We start from the raw sequence: 16,467 nt of genomic DNA on the forward strand, positions 1-16,467 counted from the left end.
TGAAAGAGGGAAATGCGATGACGCAAACCAATCAAGCTCCTTTAGTCATTAAGCTAGGTGGTGCAGCTCTATCATGCACTCAAACCTTAAGCCAACTGTTTGGTGCCATTGCGGCCTACCAAAAATCGGCACAGCGACAAATCGCCATCGTTCATGGCGGTGGCTACCTAGTTGATGAGTTGATGGCAAAGCTTCAGCTTGAAACCGTAAAGAAAAACGGTTTACGCGTAACGCCTTACGATCAAATTCCTGTGATTGCAGGCGCGCTCGCAGGCACTGCGAATAAGTTACTTCAAGGTCAAGCGATTGCGGACGGTCTTAACGCTGTGGGCCTTAGCCTTGCGGATGGTGGTTTGTGTCTTGTTGAAGAACTTGACCCAGAACTCGGCGCGGTAGGCAAAGCATCACCGGGTGACTCAGCACTATTACAAGCGGTGCTAAACACAGGTGCACTGCCGATCATTAGTTCAATTGGTTTAACCAAAGATGGCCAGATGATGAATGTGAATGCTGATCAAGCAGCAGTCGCGGTTGCGGGCGCATTAGATGCGGAGTTAGTCCTGTTATCAGACGTGAGTGGTGTATTAGATGGAAAAGGCCATTTGATCAAAACCCTGTCAGAGCAGCAAGCTAACTCGTTGATCGATGGGCATGTGATCACCGATGGCATGATCGTCAAAGTTAAAGCCGCTTTGGAGGCCGCCAATGATCTTGGCCGTCCAATTGAAGTCGCGACCTGGCGTTACCCAGAAAAATTAGCACAGTTATTCGCTGGTGAAAGTATTGGTACTCAATTCTTGCCTCAATAAGCATCAGCAAAAGAATTCAATATTAGGAAGTCGTAGTTGGCACTGACCGCCGAGCGCAGCGCCAGTTAAGTTTGGAGAAAAAACATGAGCAAAGTGAACGTAAATAAAGTGGTAGTCGCATACTCAGGCGGTCTAGATACTTCAGTAATTATCCCGTGGCTAAAAGAGAACTACGACTGTGAAGTAGTGGCTTTCGTTGCCGATGTTGGTCAAGGTGCCGAAGAGCTAGAAGGCATTGAAGCGAAAGCAAAAGCCTCCGGTGCTTCTGAATGCTACATCGCTGACCTGAAAGAAGAAATGGTCGCAGACTACATTTACCCAACGCTAAAAACCGGCGCGTACTACGAAGGTAAGTACCTGCTAGGTACATCAATGGCGCGTCCAATCATTGCTAAAGCGCAGGTTGAAGTGGCACGTAAAGTGGGCGCGGATGCACTGTGTCATGGCTGTACAGGTAAAGGTAACGACCAAGTGCGTTTCGAAGGTGCATTCGCAGCACTAGCACCGGACTTACAAGTGATTGCACCTTGGCGTGAGTGGGACCTAGTGAGCCGTGAAGAGTGTTTGGATTACCTAGCTGAGCGTAATATTCCTTGCTCTGCGTCTCTTACTAAGATCTATTCACGTGATGCAAACGCATGGCACATTTCGACGGAAGGCGGCGTTTTAGAAGATACGTGGAACGCACCAAACGAAGACTGCTGGGTGTGGACTGTCGACCCAGAGCAAGCGCCAAATGAAGCGGAATACGTCACGCTGAAAGTAGAAAAAGGTGAAGTGGTCGAAGTTGATGGTGAAGCGATGACACCATACAACGCACTGGTTTACCTAAACGAGAAGGGCGCTAAGCACGGTGTTGGCCGTATCGATATCGTGGAAAACCGTCTTGTTGGGATGAAGTCTCGTGGTTGTTATGAAACACCGGGAGGCACCATCATGATGGAAGCGCTGCGTGCTGTAGAGCAGCTTGTGCTAGACAAATCATCATTCGAATTCCGTGAGGAGCTAGGTCTAAAAGCGTCTCACCTTGTATACGATGGCCGTTGGTTTACGCCACTGTGTAAATCGATCCTTGCCGCTTCAGAAGAGCTAGCGCAAGACGTTAACGGTGAAGTGGTTGTTAAGCTCTACAAAGGTCAAGCGACAGTGACGCAAAAACGTTCTGACAACAGCTTGTATTCAGAAGAGTTCGCGACTTTTGGTGAAGATGAAGTATACGACCAAAGCCATGCAGGTGGTTTCATCCGTCTTTACTCGCTATCAAGCCGTATTCGTGCATTGAACAGCCAGAAGAAATAATCCCTTAACATCCATCTTGGATTGAATAAAGACCCGCCATTTATAGGCGGGTCTTTTGGTTTCTAAAAGCGGGTATCTAAAGTTGCCTTGAATATATATGTAAAAATATTGAATTTATACTTTATTTTTTATCGAAATTGCCGTAACGTTGACCCATAAGAAAAAGTGAGCAAATGACCATCAAATTGGTTACTACTCATTCGAGAACGTTAGAGTAAGCAATAGTCATCAGGAGAGACGCAATGGCATTATGGGGCGGAAGATTTACCCAAGCGGCAGACACCAGATTTAAAGAGTTCAATGATTCGTTGCGTTTTGACTACCGATTGGCTGAGCAAGACATCGTAGGTTCAATCGCATGGTCTAAAGCTCTGCTTTCTGTTGATGTGCTATCGGCAGAAGAACAACAAAAACTGGAACTTGCTTTAAATGAGCTGAAGTTAGAAGTGATGGAAGACCCTCACCAAATTCTTCGCTCTGATGCAGAAGATATCCACTCTTGGGTTGAACAGCAGCTAATCAGTAAAGTGGGAGATTTAGGTAAAAAACTCCACACTGGGCGTTCTCGGAATGACCAAGTCGCCACAGACTTGAAACTTTGGTGTCGTCAGCAAGGTCAGCAATTATTGATTGCTTTAGATCGCCTACAAGCACAAATGGTCCATGTTGCTAAACAGCACCAAGGCACCGTATTGCCAGGCTATACTCATCTTCAGCGTGCTCAACCTGTAACCTTTGCTCACTGGTGCTTGGCTTATGTTGAAATGTTCGAGCGTGACTATTCTCGTCTGAATGATGCCTTACAGCGTCTCGACACTTGTCCACTTGGCTCGGGTGCTTTAGCGGGAACGGCTTATCCGATTGATCGCGAACAATTAGCACATAATCTCGGTTTCCACCGTGCTACGCGTAATTCACTCGATTCGGTTTCAGATCGTGATCATGTGATGGAACTGATGTCGGTGGCGTCGATTTCTATGCTTCACCTTTCTCGTCTTGCAGAAGATATGATCTTCTACAATTCAGGCGAGTCAAACTTCATTGAGTTAGCGGATACGGTGACATCTGGTTCGTCATTAATGCCACAGAAGAAAAACCCAGATGCACTTGAGTTGATCCGTGGTAAGACAGGGCGTGTCTATGGCGCATTATCGAGCATGATGATGACAGTTAAAGCCTTGCCATTGGCGTACAACAAAGACATGCAGGAAGATAAAGAAGGGTTGTTTGACGCTTTAGATACATGGAACGACTGCATGGAAATGGCAGCTCTGTGTTTTGACGGTATTAAAGTGAATGGCGAGCGCACACTAGAAGCGGCGAAACAAGGTTACGCAAACTCGACAGAGTTAGCTGATTACCTAGTGGCGAAAGGCATCCCATTCCGTGAAGCTCACCACATCGTCGGTGTCGCGGTCGTTGGTGCTATTGCTAAAGGTTGTGCGCTAGAAGAGCTGTCTATCGAAGAGTTAAAAGCCTTCTCAGAGGTCATTGAAGCGGATGTGTATGACATTCTGACTATCGATTCGTGTTTGGAAAAGCGTTGTGCTTTGGGTGGTGTTTCGCCTCACCAGGTCGCTTACGCGGTAGAACAAGCGGATAAGCGCCTGAGCCAGCGTGACAGCTCGGCGGTGAAAGTGCGTCCTGCACGTTTGACGGACATTGAAACGTTGGAAGGTATGGTTGCTTACTGGGCGAACCTTGGTGAGAATCTTCCGCGCTCTCGTAATGAGCTCGTGAGAGATATTGGCTCTTTCGCGGTGGCTGAGCATCATGGTGAAGTGACGGGTTGTGCTTCTCTATATGTGTATGACTCAGGGTTGGCTGAAATACGCTCTCTTGGTATCGAAGCGGGCTGGCAAGGCCAAGGGCAGGGCAGTGCGATTGTGAACTATTTGGTTGAGAAAGCGCGCCAGATGGCGATCAAGAAAGTCTTTGTTCTAACGCGAACGCCTGAGTTCTTTATGAAGCAAAGCTTTTTACCGACATCGAAGTCATTACTGCCGGAGAAAGTTCTGAAAGATTGCGATCAGTGCCCACGTCAACATGCATGTGATGAGGTAGCGCTTGAGATCAATTTAATGGAGCAAGTGATCCAAAAAACGCATGTGGCATGAACTGAAGTTGTGGAGTGATTTTATTAGCATTCAATGACATAGTCATTTTCCTGCTTACTTACATCAGTATTCGCTAAAAAAATCGAAAAAATTTGGAACCTTTGAGAGGAAGCCCGGTCTATTAAAGTACCACTGCTTTTTCTTAGAAGAATCTAAGAGAGCCCCAGAACTGACATTGGTTTTGGGGCTTTTTTCTATCTGTCACTTTTCTCTTTTTTATTCGCCTTTTTTTGTCCCCGTCGACGCTGCCAAGGCAAGATGACAAAACGCATCCATAAGTGTAAAAACAACAAAACGTTGAAAGCGAAGCCGGCAAAGATCAAAGCGATCGACTCGATGCTTTGTGGATCATCTTTGAGCGTAAACCACCATACAATCCAACACAGTACAGAAAGTACCGTCAATTGATCCAAGCATCGTTGGCAACGTCCAAGTTTTTTCCAAAACCAATGTTCTTCGCAGCGGCGACAAGTCATAGTGTTTTCCAAACCATTAGTGTTGCTTCAGATTATATATCTAACTAAATGGTGGAAAGCGTTTCTTACACGGGCTTAGATCGCCATGACACAACCAAAAATGGAAAGTTAGCTTTGTAAAAGCTTTGTGGCACGTAATTGATGTATGGTGCGCTGTCAGTCTTTAACAGGAAATATAATGATGTCGACAGAGTTGAAACTTGCGCTGAGTATCGCTGGTGGGTTCTTTATGATCGGTGTTGTCGCGATTTGTATGGTCAGCCGCTATGCAATGATGGCAGCGTAAGAGAGATTTCATTGCGCCGAAGTAGTAAAGCAAAGCCTCGTTGATGACGAGGCTTTGCTTTATATTTAGATAGAAGCCTGAAAGCGTTAGCAGCCAGGGCCGCAGTCAAGACAATGTTTCACCATTTCTGGCCCTAAGTGTAGTTTTGCATTCAAATCACGTAGAGCGGTGCGGACGCCTTCTTCAATCACTGGGTGATAGAAGGGCATATCTAACATCTCAGAAATCGTCATCCTATTTTGGTGCGCCCATGCTAAAAGGTGAGCAAGATGCTCTGCATTCGGGCCCATCATTTCTGCACCTAAAAAACGTCCAGTGCCTTGCTCTCCGTAGACATGCAGAATGCCTTTATTACGAAGCATGACGCGCGAACGTCCTTGATTTTCAAACGAGACTTCACCGGTTGCGAAACATCCACATGTGCCTAGACGTGTTTCTAGTTGTTTATATGTTTCGCCAACCATAGCAATTTGAGGGTCGGAGAACACGGCTGAAATTGGTGAGCGACGCAGACCCGCACGAATATCTGGGAAACGGCCTGCGTTGTCTCCAGCAATACGGCCTTGGTCAGCGGCTTCGTGCAGCAGTGGAATTTGGTTACTTGCATCACCTGCGATGAAGATGCTCTCTACCGAAGTTTGCAATGTATAGTGATCCGCCGTTGGTACGCCACGTTCATCGAGAGCCACATTGGTGTTCTCGATCGCCAGCTTATCGACGTTTGGACGACGACCCGTTGCGGCCAATACGTAATCGACAACGAAAGTTTCTAATTCGCCATCATGGTTGATGAATTGGATTTCGACCTTGTCTTCGCCGTCATTGTCTGACGAAGCAATGCGTTTCATGCTTTCGACTTTTACATTTGCATCAAGGTAGAACTCTTCCTTAAAGGCTTTATCTGCATACGCCATCACCTCTGGGTCTGTCAGTGGGCCCACTTGTCCTCCAAGGCCAAAGAGCTTCACGTTCACCCCTAGGCGGTGTAAAGCCTGACCCAATTCAAGACCGATGACTCCTGGGCCAAATACTGCCACGGACTCTGGTAAGTCATCCCAGTCAAACACATCATCGTTAATCACTAGGCGATCACCCAGTTCATTCCAAGCTGCCGGATATGCTGGACGAGATCCTGTCGCAATAACAATGCGCTGTGCGGTGACCTGAGTATGATCATCTATGATGAGAGTGCGGTCATCGGCAAACTTCGCGTAGCCCGATAGTTTGTCTTCAGCGGGAATATCATCGACACTTTCAAGCACAAAGCCAACAAAACGATCGCGTTCGCGCTTTACACGATCCATAACTTCTCGTCCGTTAATTCGTACTTCACCTTGCGGGTGTATCCCAAATCCAGGTGCTTTTTCGATTTGATGAACACTTTCTGCTGCCGCAATTAACAGCTTAGACGGCATGCATCCGACACGAGCACAGGTTGTTCCGTAGGGACCGCCCTCAATCATTACTACGCTGTTGGTATGAGCTTTTGCTGCTCGATAAGCACCAAGACCAGCCGTACCGCCACCAATAATCGCTACGTCGACATTTACTTGTTTCATCGTGAACTCTCGCTTTTGTTTTAAGCCAAGCTAGCTACATTGAGCTTGGAGAGTGATTTGGATAGTTGAATCTGGATAAGTAGTCACCTTATTGGCAGATGACTACTTATCTAGACTAGTAGAAGAAGTGGTTTAGGGTTGGCCTCCGAGCCAAAGGCACCGGAGACCGAGGGTGTAGGCTTTGGACAGCTTAGCCTAGATACGCTTCTAGCTCTTCGCTACCGCCGATGTGCTTGCCACCGATAAAGACTTGTGGAACAGTCGTGCGACCAGATATAGCTCGTAGACTAACTGTTGTTGCGTCTTTACCCAGAATCACTTCTTCATATTGAAGACCGTGGTCAATCAGATTTTGTTTCGCTTTCATACAGAAAGGGCAGCCTGGTTTAGTGAACACCGTGATGGATTCTTGCGTTTTGTAGTCAGGCGCTATGTAGTTCAGCATCGTATCTGCGTCTGACACCTTGAATGGGTCGCCTGGTTCGTTTGGCTCAATGAACATTTTTTCCACTACGCCATCTTTTACTAGCATGCTGTAACGCCATGAACGTTTGCCAAAGCCGATGTCGTTTTTATCGACTAACATACCCATGCCATCGGTGAATTCACCATTACCATCCGGGATGAAGGTAATGTTTTCTGCTTCTTGGTCTTGTTTCCATGCATTCATCACGAACGTATCATTGACCGAGACACAAATAATCTCATCCACTCCGTGCTCTTTAAATACAGGGAACAATTCGTTGTAACGAGGTAGATGGCTTGATGAACAGGTTGGAGTAAATGCACCCGGTAAGCTAAATACGATAACGGTCTTACCTTTAAATAGCTCATCGGTCGTTACATTCACCCAAGAGTCACCTTGACGAACTGGAAAAGTAACTTGAGGGACTTGTTGACCTTCTTTAGATACAAACATAATGATTTCCTTTAACTATTTTAAATTATGCGTATAGAGCTTAGCGTTTTTCGTCGCTCTGTTTCGTTTTGTTGAGCCCATTATTGTAAAAATTCTTTGATAGCTCTAATCGTTTGGTGTTATGGTTTTGATAGGTATTAGCTATTGTTAAAGAAGCGAAGCGTGAATTATGAATATTCGAGATTTTGAGTACTTAGTTGCACTTGCGGAACATAAGCACTTTCGCAAAGCGGCAGAGGCATGTTTTGTTAGCCAGCCAACATTGAGTGGGCAAATTCGTAAACTAGAGGATGAACTCGGGACCACGCTTTTAGAGCGAAGCAGCCGACGTGTTTTGTTTACCGATTCAGGGTTACAGCTGGTGGAGCAGGCTAAACGCATCTTAAGTGAAGTGAAAACCTTCAGAGATATGGCAAGTGGTCAAAGCGGAGCCATGACTGGACCGATGCATATTGGTTTCATCCCGACGGTTGGGCCTTATCTACTACCCAAAATTCTGCCGCAGATAAAAGAAGCATTTCCTGAGTTGGAACTATTTCTGCACGAAGCTCAAACACATCAATTAGTGCGTCAATTGGAAGAAGGCAAACTAGATTGCTTAGTTTTAGCTTCGGTTGATGAAACTGCGCCATTTAAAGAGATCGAAGTGTATCAAGAGCCATTAAGTGTCGCAGTGCCATGTGACCACGAGTGGGCCTCTCTCGACCATGTTGATATGTTGGAGCTGAATGGTAAAACCGTTTTAGCGTTGGGAGACGGCCACTGTCTGCGAGATCAAGCGTTAGGTTTTTGTTTTGCCGCTGGTGCAAAAGACGATGAGCGTTTTAAAGCCACCAGCTTGGAGACGTTACGCAACATGGTTGCTGCCGGTGCGGGGATTACGTTATTGCCTCAGCTTTCTATCCCTAATGAGAAGCAAAAAGATGGCGTATGCTACGTACCAGCTGTTAACCCAACCCCCTCGCGTAATATCGTGCTCGTATACCGTCCGGGCTCACCATTACGAGCTAGGTTTGAAGCTTTAGCAGCGAAGATTAAAGAGGTGTTGGCTTCTTATCCATCATTGAATGCTGCAGCATAAAAAGCAGAAATAAAAAGGGAGAGCTTGATGCTCTCCCTTGTGCTTTTGTGATTTAGAACAGTTCTTCTGCGCCAGAGCCTGAAGAATAAATACTATCTTCTAAACGGTCGCCAGCGTATTCGGTAGGCTCCGTGCCTTTTTCAAAGTATTCGAACATTGATGTGCTATCTACTTTGTGCGTTAGCATACCGCTGTTGCGATCAATACGAACTCGAATAATATCCTCTGGAATATTTTTACCTTGCTCCGGCGTCCCTTCTAGCGCAACACGCATGAAGTCAATCCAAGCAGGCTCTGCGGTTTTCGCACCCGACTCGGCACCAGAAATTTGGCCTTGCCCTAGGTTGCTGTTAACAGTGGTGCGGCCAAGTGCACGTGAATGATCATCAAAGCCAACCCAAGCTATCGCAACGACACCAGGTCCATAGCCATTGTACCAAGCATCCTTGGAATCATTCGTTGTACCCGTTTTACCCCCGATATCACGACGACCAAGTTTTTGCGCGCGCCAGCCTGTACCATTCCAACCTGTGCCTTCACGCCAGTTACCGCCACCCCAAATGTTGCTGTACATCATCTCACGCATTAAGAATGCATTCTGTTCAGAGATAACTTGCGGTGCATATTGAGGTTCATCATTTTCAAGGGCATTGTCTGTTGCAAGGCCGTCAATTGCGACGTCTTGTTCGCCAAATTCATCAGCGTAGCGATTTTCTGGCTGCTCGCTCATTTGTGGACAATCCTTATGACAAACACTCTTTGGATTGGCTTTAAACAGTACTTCACCGAATGCATCTTCCACGCGTTCTACATAGAATGGTTCAACGTAATAACCACCGTTCGCAAACACAGAGTAACCTTGTGCCACTTTCATTGGTGTTAAGCTGCCAGCTCCGAGTGCGATGGTCTCTGAGCGCGGTACTTGGTTAATATCAAAACCGAAACGAGTAAGGTACTGACGTGTCTCCTCGAGGCCAACTTCACGGAGTGTACGCACTGCCATGACGTTTTTTGATTGAGCTAAGCCGAGGCGAAGACGCGTTGGACCACCATAAGTCGGTGGTGAGTTTTTTGGTCGCCAAGCTGAACCAGAACCTGCATCCCACTTGTTGATCGGCGCATCGTTAATCAAAGTGGCTAGAGTCAGCCCTTTGTCAATTGCTGCCGAGTAGATGAAAGGCTTGATACTTGAACCAACCTGACGCACTGACATGGTTGCACGGTTAAACTTGCTGTGAACAAAGTTGAAACCACCAACCAGCGACAATATCGCGCCATTTTCTGGGTTCATCGCAACAAACGCGGTGTTTGCTGTCGGCACTTGGCTCAGTTTCCAGCTCAGTGTTGTGTTGTCATCTTCATCGGTTTCACTTACTTCGCGAACCCAAACTTGTTGACCTGTCGCTAGCACATCATGCGCTGACTTTGGTGTTGAGCCTTGGCGGTTATCAGTAATGTACTTACGAGCCCAGTGCATTCCAGTCCAAGGGATGGTTTGCTCTTCATGGTTCTTAACCCATACTTGTGCCGTCTTATCATCGACTTTCGTCACAACCGCAGGGTAAAGGTCACCATAAGTTGGCTGTTTCTTCAGGTGCTTTTCTATTTGCTCATTGTCCCAGGCCGCTTCCCCTTCTTTCCAAAGCACACTTTCTGCACCACGGTAGCCATGACGTTCATCGTATGACAAGAGGTTATTTACCGCAGACGTATTTGCAGCATCTTGCAGTTTAGAATCCACAGTCATGTAGATATTCAAGCCAGAGGTATAAGCTTCTTCTTCACCGTATTCTTTTACTGCCCATGCACGAGCCAACTCTGCTACGTAAGGTGCGGAAAGCTCAATCTCAGCGCTATGATAACGCGCCACAATAGGCTCATTGCGTGCTTCGTCATACTGCTCTTGTGTAATGTATTTCTCATCAAGCATTCGCATTAATACAACGTTACGGCGTTTTGTTGCGCGCTCAAGAGAGTAAATTGGGTTCATGGTTGATGGCGCTTTTGGCATACCAGCGAGTGTTGCAATCTCACTTAACGTCAATTCATCAAGGCTCTTGCCAAAATACACTTGAGCGGCAGCACCAAAGCCATATGAGCGGTAACCAAGGAAGATTTTATTGACATAAAGCTCCATGATTTCTTGCTTACTTAAAAGCTGCTCAATATGGATAGCAATAAAAATCTCTTTAATCTTACGCATGATCTTCTTCTCATTAGATAAGAAGAAGTTACGAGCTAGCTGTTGCGTAATCGTACTTGCACCCTGTTTAGCCGAGCCTGAAACCGCAACAACAACCGCTGCACGAGTGATGCCGATAGGGTCGATACCAGGATGCTCATAGAAACGACTATCTTCGGTTGCGATGAGCGCGTGAATTAAGTCTTGAGGAATTTCGTCATAAGTAACAGGAATACGACGCTTTTCACCGAACTGTGCGATCAGCTTCCCGTCTTGACTAAACACCTTCATAGGTGTTTGTAATTCAACGTCTTTTAGAGTTGCAACATCTGGCAATTCAGGCTTCACGTACTGATAGAAGCCAAATATTGTGGTGACTCCAAGAATTATGCAAATCAATGTTAAAAATAATAAACGCTTTATGAACTTCACCGGAGAATCCCTGATTGGTTGAGGCTGTGTAACGGCAAACCCTTGTACTCTTAGGTCAAAAATTTAGCACATAAGAGATATTAACTCTTATTTGGATGCTAATAACAACCTTTGCACGAAGAAATTTCGGAGCGAGAGTAAGAGATGGATAAGCTAATCGTTACCGGCATCGATATAGGCCATAACAGCCTCAAAGCCGTAGTACTTAAACCCACAGGCAACAATTACGCTCTGTTGGGTTACAAAGAAATATTACTAAAGGAAGGTATTGTCGCTGAAAATAACACCATAAATCATCAAGAAATTGTAAAGACCCTCAAGCAGATAAAAAAAGAACTGCCTTTTGGCGCTAAAAAAGTTGCGATCTCAGTTCCTGATAACTCGGTAATTAGCAAGAAACTGCAAATAGAACAAAATCTTGAAGAGAGTGAAGTTGAGTTTGCAGTGATACAAGCCTTTTCTCATCAATCGCCATTCCCTGTCGAAGAGCTGAGTTTAGACTTCGTTCGTCTTCGCGCTGAGGGCGGGCAGAGTGGCAGTGATAGCTATCAAGTGTTTGCGACAAGAAAAGATGTGGTAGAAGGCCGAGTCGATGCATTACAAAAGTCCGGACTAAAACCTGTTTTAGTGGACGTGCATTCGCAAAGCCTTGGTCATATCTGGAAGCTCACCGCCGATCGCTTTCCTGACAAAAACAAATACTGCTTACTCGATATTGGCACCTTATCGAGCTCCTTCACCATGTTTACCGAACAAGGTGAACTGTTTCACAAAGAGTTTGCTTACGGCACACGCGGAGTAAACTGCGCTTCTCCAGTCGATTTTCTGTCCGATGATGCTCAGGAGAAAACAGAGCTGTTTAACCGTCAAATCGTAGAGCGAGTAAAGCGCCAGATGCAGCTCTATACCTCAATCAATGGCTCACAAAACATCAAGGGTATCTGGTTATCAGGGGAAGGGGCCTCCACTCCCATGCTCGCAGAGGGGTTGTCTCAACAATTGTCGTTAGAGTGTGAATTGCTAAATCCGCTAGGGCTATTTGAGATGAAGGTGTCTAAGCGTAAGCGTCGTGCTGTGGATTGGCAGCATTTCTCAACAGCAGCCGGACTGGCCGTTCGTGGCATTCATTGGCTGGGAGGCGCCCGTGCTTTATCGCATTAATTTACTTCCTTGGCGAGAGAGTCAAAGAGAAGAGCACCGACGTCGTTTCATCAGTTTGGTCGCATTAGGCATGTTGGTCGCTGTTGGCATCCAGTGGGGTATTGGAAAGTTTTTTGAGTACCAACAAGATCAACAACAGGAGCGGCTCGATTACCTCACTCACTACATTGCCGAACTCGACCTGCGTATTGAAGCAATGAAAATTGCAGAGCAAGAGCATAGCAAAATCCTCGAACGCCTAAAGGTAGTTGAAGGTTTACAAAACGGACGAAACAAAACGACCGAGTTCATGAACTTAATGCCTGCCGTTATCCCTGAAGGTGTATATGTCGACAAGATCAAAATGAATGATCTGGAAATTGAGATCTCTGGGATCTCAGATAGCACTCCAAAACTTGCCACGATGCTGGACAACATGGAGCGCTCGGCCAAGTTGAACGACGTAGAAATGCATTCCATCGTTCACGGCAAAGCCCGTTTTGGGAAAGAGTTTCAAACATTCAAAGTGTCTTTCATGTTCAAAGTAACGGAGAAGAAATTGGAGGCTCAACGTGGTTGATTGGCAGGATCTCGAAATCGATGAAATGGCCGAGTGGCCATTGTTGCCCCAGATTATAGTAATCGCGCTTCTGATCATGGTGATTCAAGGCTTAGGTTATTGGTTTTACCTTAAACCGAAAGACGAACAGTTGAATCACTTGATCCAGCAGGAGCAGACACTCAAGGTGGCATTGAAGATCAAAGCGAACAAAGTGGCAGCGTTGCCTCAGCTTCAATCTCAATTGGATGAACTTACCACCCGTTACGAGTTATTACTGCAGCAACTGCCTGCGCAAAAAGAGCTGGCTACAATGCTCGCTTCAGTGAATGAACTTGGCATCGACAATAAGCTGACTTTCACCCGAATCGACTGGGGCGAAAAACAATCAGAGCACTTCCTTTATCGTCTCCCTTTAAACATTGAGTTAACGGGCGACTTTCATGACATCGGCCATTTTTCTCAGGCGATAGCGACGCTACCTCGAATCATCACGTTTAAAGATGTGACTTGGCAACGTGTCAGCCAAGAGAGCGAAACTCTGCACTTTCGGGTGCGCGCTAACACCTATCAGTTTAAGCCGGAGGAGACGAAAAATGACAAGTAAGTCTTTGTTGCTGGTACTGATGGGTTCTCTATTGATGGGCTGCCAGGCGAATGATGAATCATTGACGGATTTTATTCGAGGAGTGGAAACACAGGCGCGTCGAGAGGTCGAGAAGCTTAAGCCCGCAGACAAATATGTTGCAGTCACGTACGCACCGGAAGTACAGCGTGCACCCTTTGAATTACCCAAAGAAGCCACTATCGCGACTCAGCCAGTTGCAAGAAAAGATTGTTGGCAACCGCCCTCAAGAAGGCGAACTGGTAAATTAGAAAAATTCCCATTAAGCCAATTACGTTTGAAAGGTGTCATGGGCATGGATAACACGGTTTCTGGCCTTGTTCAGGCTCCCAATGGCACCGTCTATAAAGTTAAGCCGGGTCAATACCTCGGACGCAATAATGGCAAAGTGACCCATGTCAGCCACTCCTACTTGTTGATTAATGAAACGTTGCCCGACGGCTTAGGATGTTGGCAAAAACGTAAAGTTAAGTTGGCTTTGAGATAGCCCCATTTATTTTTGATATTGAGTAATGAAAATGAGACAAGGATTAACACGTACACCAAGGATACTTACTGGGCTCTTCTCCTTATGGTTGTTTGTATTTTTAGCCCCTTTAGCGGCAGCTGAAGAAGTTTCGTCCAATGCCCTAAAAAGTATCGACTTTCGAACTAATAAAGATAAAGACGCCGTGATTGTCGTCGAATTGGCGTCACCGGCCGCGATTGTAGATATCAAGCGTGTACAGGAAGGGTTAAGTATCGATTTGCTTAACACTTCAGTAAAAGACGAGCAATTGTATCTCCTAGACGTGAAAGATTTTTCGACTGTGGTTGAGAGCGTAGAAGTGTTTCGCGACACCTCGACGACGCGCTTGGTTGCGCACATCAATGAAGAATACATGCATGATTACCGTTTAACGGGGCGTTTTTTGGAAATCAAAGTAGCGAAGATCAAACCCAATGAGAAAGCCCCAGATAAAAGCATTTTAGAAAGAGAAGGTAAGCTTATTTCGATTAACTTCCAAGATATTCCTGTGCGAAACGTCTTGCAGCTTATTGCTGATTACAACCAATTCAATTTGGTTGTCTCCGACTCTGTAGAAGGCAACCTCACGCTTCGTCTTGATGGTGTCCCTTGGCAGCAAGTGCTGGATATTATTTTGCAAGTTAAGGGGTTAGATAAGCGTGTTGATGGCAACGTGATTTTAGTTGCTCCGACTGATGAGTTGGACTTGCGTGAGAAGCAGCAGTTAGAAAAACAAAAACTTACGGAAGAAATGGGAGAGCTTTCATCTGAAATCATCAAAGTTAATTTTGCTAAAGCATCAGACATTGCGGAGATGATCAATGGAGAAGGAAATATCAGCATGCTGTCAGAGCGCGGTAGTATGACCATTGATGAGCGAACTAACTCGTTATTGATTAGAGAGTTACCTGAAAACATCGAGGTGATTCGAGAAATTATTGAGTCTTTGGATATTCCAGTTAAACAGGTTCAAATTGAGGCGCGTATTGTTACCATCAATGAAGGTAACATGGACGAGTTAGGGATTCGTTGGGGTTTTACGTCTATTAATGGCAGTAATACAGTGGGCGGTTCTATTGAGAACAACCTCGCCACGATCGGTCTCTATAATGGAGAAGGGGGTGATGACGGTGGTGACGGTGATGGAGTAGGGATCGATGACTTCCTAAATGTAAACTTAGCTGCAACCAGCCCGAATGCGACCAGCATTGCTTTTCAGGTCGCAAAGTTAGGTTCAGACACCTTGTTGGATCTTGAGCTTTCTGCGCTGCAACAAGAGTCTAAAGCTGAGATTATCTCGAGCCCACGTTTGATCACTACCAATAAGAAACCAGCCTATATCGAACAAGGTACAGAGATTCCTTACCTAGAGTCATCATCAAGTGGTGCAACGACGGTGACGTTCAAAAAGGCGGTATTAAGTTTGAAGGTGACCCCGCAAATCACACCGGATAACCGCTTAGTGTTGGATTTAAGTGTCACGCAAGATAGACCTGGACAAGTCGTGAAGACAGGCACTGGTGAAGCTGTTGCGATTGATACTCAACGTATCGGGACGCAAGTGTTAGTGAATAACGGTGAAACGGTCGTTCTTGGTGGTATTTTTCAGCACAGCATTACTAACTCGGTGGACAAAGTGCCTTTGTTGGGCGATCTGCCGCTATTAGGTGCGCTTTTTCGTCGAAGCTATGAAAATGTTGGCAAAAGTGAGCTGTTAATTTTCGTCACGCCTAAGGTGGTGATTCAGTAGTTCTGTCTCGGGAAAAACTGATTAAATCAAAAATAAAGTTGCAATAGTGGCACCATGCTTGGATAATTTCGGGTCTTATCACGAATTATCTGTGAGGAACTGGTGCCACAAGCCTTGTAGAACAGCAGTTTAGCTGTGTTTTCTTGTGGCGATCTTATTGAATCAATGTTGTAAATTACTGCTAAACATGGCTGAGAAACGTAATATTTTCCTTGTTGGCCCAATGGGCGCCGGCAAAAGTACAATTGGTAGACATCTAGCACAGCAACTGCATATGGAGTTTGTTGACTCCGATACAGTGATCGAAGAACGCACTGGTGCAGACATCTCTTGGGTTTTTGATGTAGAAGGTGAAGAAGGCTTCCGCAAGCGTGAAGAAGCGGTACTTGAAGACCTAACACAAGAGCAAGGCATCGTGCTTGCGACTGGCGGTGGCTCTGTTAAGAGCAAAGAAAACCGCAATCGTCTTTCGGCACGTGGTGTTGTTGTTTACTTAGAAACGACGATTGAAAAGCAACTTGCGCGTACAAACCGCGACAAGAAGCGTCCTTTACTTCAAACGGATAACCCTCGCGAAGTACTGGAGCAATTAGCTGAAGAACGTAATCCTTTATATGAAGAAGTAGCGGATTACACTGTTCGCACTGACGATCAAAGTGCAAAAGTGGTAGCCAACCAGATCGTAAAAATGCTAGAAGAGAGATAAGTCTTTATCTTTTTTTTAA

Annotated in this window: 14 protein-coding genes; 10 read left to right on the forward strand and 4 right to left on the reverse strand. The window is 45.8% G+C overall.

The window, feature by feature from the left end:
* Nucleotides 1-17 precede the first annotated feature (17 nt).
* The 3 genes from argB (at nt 18) to argH (ending at nt 4,225) form a co-directional block, all read left to right on the forward strand.
* Nucleotides 18-809, forward strand: a complete 792-nt coding sequence (gene argB / locus R7E42_RS21545; protein WP_005381333.1) for an acetylglutamate kinase — start codon at nt 18-20, stop codon at nt 807-809.
* Between the two features lie 84 nt (nt 810-893).
* Nucleotides 894-2,108, forward strand: a complete 1,215-nt coding sequence (locus R7E42_RS21550) for an argininosuccinate synthase (RefSeq protein WP_017821738.1) — start codon at nt 894-896, stop codon at nt 2,106-2,108.
* 242 nt (nt 2,109-2,350) lie between these two features.
* Nucleotides 2,351-4,225 carry an argininosuccinate lyase gene (gene argH, locus R7E42_RS21555; protein ID WP_005381331.1) on the forward strand — a complete coding sequence of 625 codons (1,875 nt, stop codon included), beginning with the start codon at nt 2,351-2,353 and terminating at the stop codon, nt 4,223-4,225.
* A 194-nt stretch (nt 4,226-4,419) separates the two neighbouring features.
* Here argH and R7E42_RS21560 read toward each other — a convergent pair whose 3' ends face one another.
* From R7E42_RS21560 to R7E42_RS21570, 3 genes are all read right to left on the reverse strand, one after another.
* The gene (locus tag R7E42_RS21560; protein WP_017633527.1) at nt 4,420-4,701 is read right to left on the reverse strand and encodes a DUF3624 domain-containing protein; all 282 of its coding nucleotides are present in this window, start codon (nt 4,699-4,701) and stop codon (nt 4,420-4,422) included.
* A 372-nt stretch (nt 4,702-5,073) separates the two neighbouring features.
* Nucleotides 5,074-6,546 carry a dihydrolipoyl dehydrogenase gene (locus R7E42_RS21565; RefSeq protein WP_318072985.1) on the reverse strand — a complete coding sequence of 491 codons (1,473 nt, stop codon included), beginning with the start codon at nt 6,544-6,546 and terminating at the stop codon, nt 5,074-5,076.
* 190 nt (nt 6,547-6,736) lie between these two features.
* A complete protein-coding gene (locus tag R7E42_RS21570) occupies nt 6,737-7,465 on the reverse strand; it encodes a redoxin family protein (protein ID WP_005382781.1) in 729 nt (242 codons plus the stop codon).
* A gap of 169 nt (nt 7,466-7,634) precedes the next feature.
* On the opposite strand from R7E42_RS21570, the gene oxyR reads away from it, so the two are divergent.
* Nucleotides 7,635-8,546, forward strand: coding sequence for a DNA-binding transcriptional regulator OxyR (gene oxyR / locus R7E42_RS21575; protein WP_005381326.1), 912 nt, complete (start codon nt 7,635-7,637; stop codon nt 8,544-8,546).
* A gap of 52 nt (nt 8,547-8,598) precedes the next feature.
* Here oxyR and R7E42_RS21580 read toward each other — a convergent pair whose 3' ends face one another.
* On the reverse strand, nt 8,599-11,160 hold the full coding sequence (locus R7E42_RS21580) for a penicillin-binding protein 1A (RefSeq protein ID WP_005381325.1): 2,562 nt from the start codon (nt 11,158-11,160) through the stop codon (nt 8,599-8,601).
* 144 nt (nt 11,161-11,304) lie between these two features.
* On the opposite strand from R7E42_RS21580, the gene pilM reads away from it, so the two are divergent.
* From pilM to aroK, 6 genes are all read left to right on the forward strand, one after another.
* Nucleotides 11,305-12,321: a type IV pilus biogenesis protein PilM gene (gene pilM / locus R7E42_RS21585; protein WP_064354359.1), complete on the forward strand. Its 1,017-nt coding sequence runs from the start codon at nt 11,305-11,307 to the stop codon at nt 12,319-12,321.
* Nucleotides 12,305-12,880, forward strand: coding sequence for a PilN domain-containing protein (locus R7E42_RS21590; RefSeq protein ID WP_064354358.1), 576 nt, complete (start codon nt 12,305-12,307; stop codon nt 12,878-12,880). Before pilM ends, R7E42_RS21590 begins: the two co-directional genes overlap by 17 nt.
* Nucleotides 12,873-13,466, forward strand: a complete 594-nt coding sequence (locus tag R7E42_RS21595; protein WP_064354357.1) for a type 4a pilus biogenesis protein PilO — start codon at nt 12,873-12,875, stop codon at nt 13,464-13,466. Before R7E42_RS21590 ends, R7E42_RS21595 begins: the two co-directional genes overlap by 8 nt.
* Nucleotides 13,456-13,971, forward strand: coding sequence for a pilus assembly protein PilP (locus R7E42_RS21600; protein WP_005382766.1), 516 nt, complete (start codon nt 13,456-13,458; stop codon nt 13,969-13,971). Before R7E42_RS21595 ends, R7E42_RS21600 begins: the two co-directional genes overlap by 11 nt.
* Nucleotides 13,972-13,996: 25 nt before the next feature.
* Nucleotides 13,997-15,742 (forward strand): type IV pilus secretin PilQ, encoded by a 1,746-nt coding sequence (locus R7E42_RS21605; RefSeq protein ID WP_005382765.1) that lies wholly within the window; start codon nt 13,997-13,999, stop codon nt 15,740-15,742.
* Between the two features lie 187 nt (nt 15,743-15,929).
* Nucleotides 15,930-16,448 (forward strand): shikimate kinase AroK, encoded by a 519-nt coding sequence (aroK, locus tag R7E42_RS21610; RefSeq protein ID WP_005381319.1) that lies wholly within the window; start codon nt 15,930-15,932, stop codon nt 16,446-16,448.
* The last annotated feature ends 19 nt before the right edge of the window (nt 16,449-16,467 follow it).

Origin of the sequence: Vibrio sp. Vb1337 (genome assembly GCF_033338715.1) — a bacterium.
Lineage (GTDB): Bacteria > Pseudomonadota > Gammaproteobacteria > Enterobacterales > Vibrionaceae > Vibrio > Vibrio alginolyticus.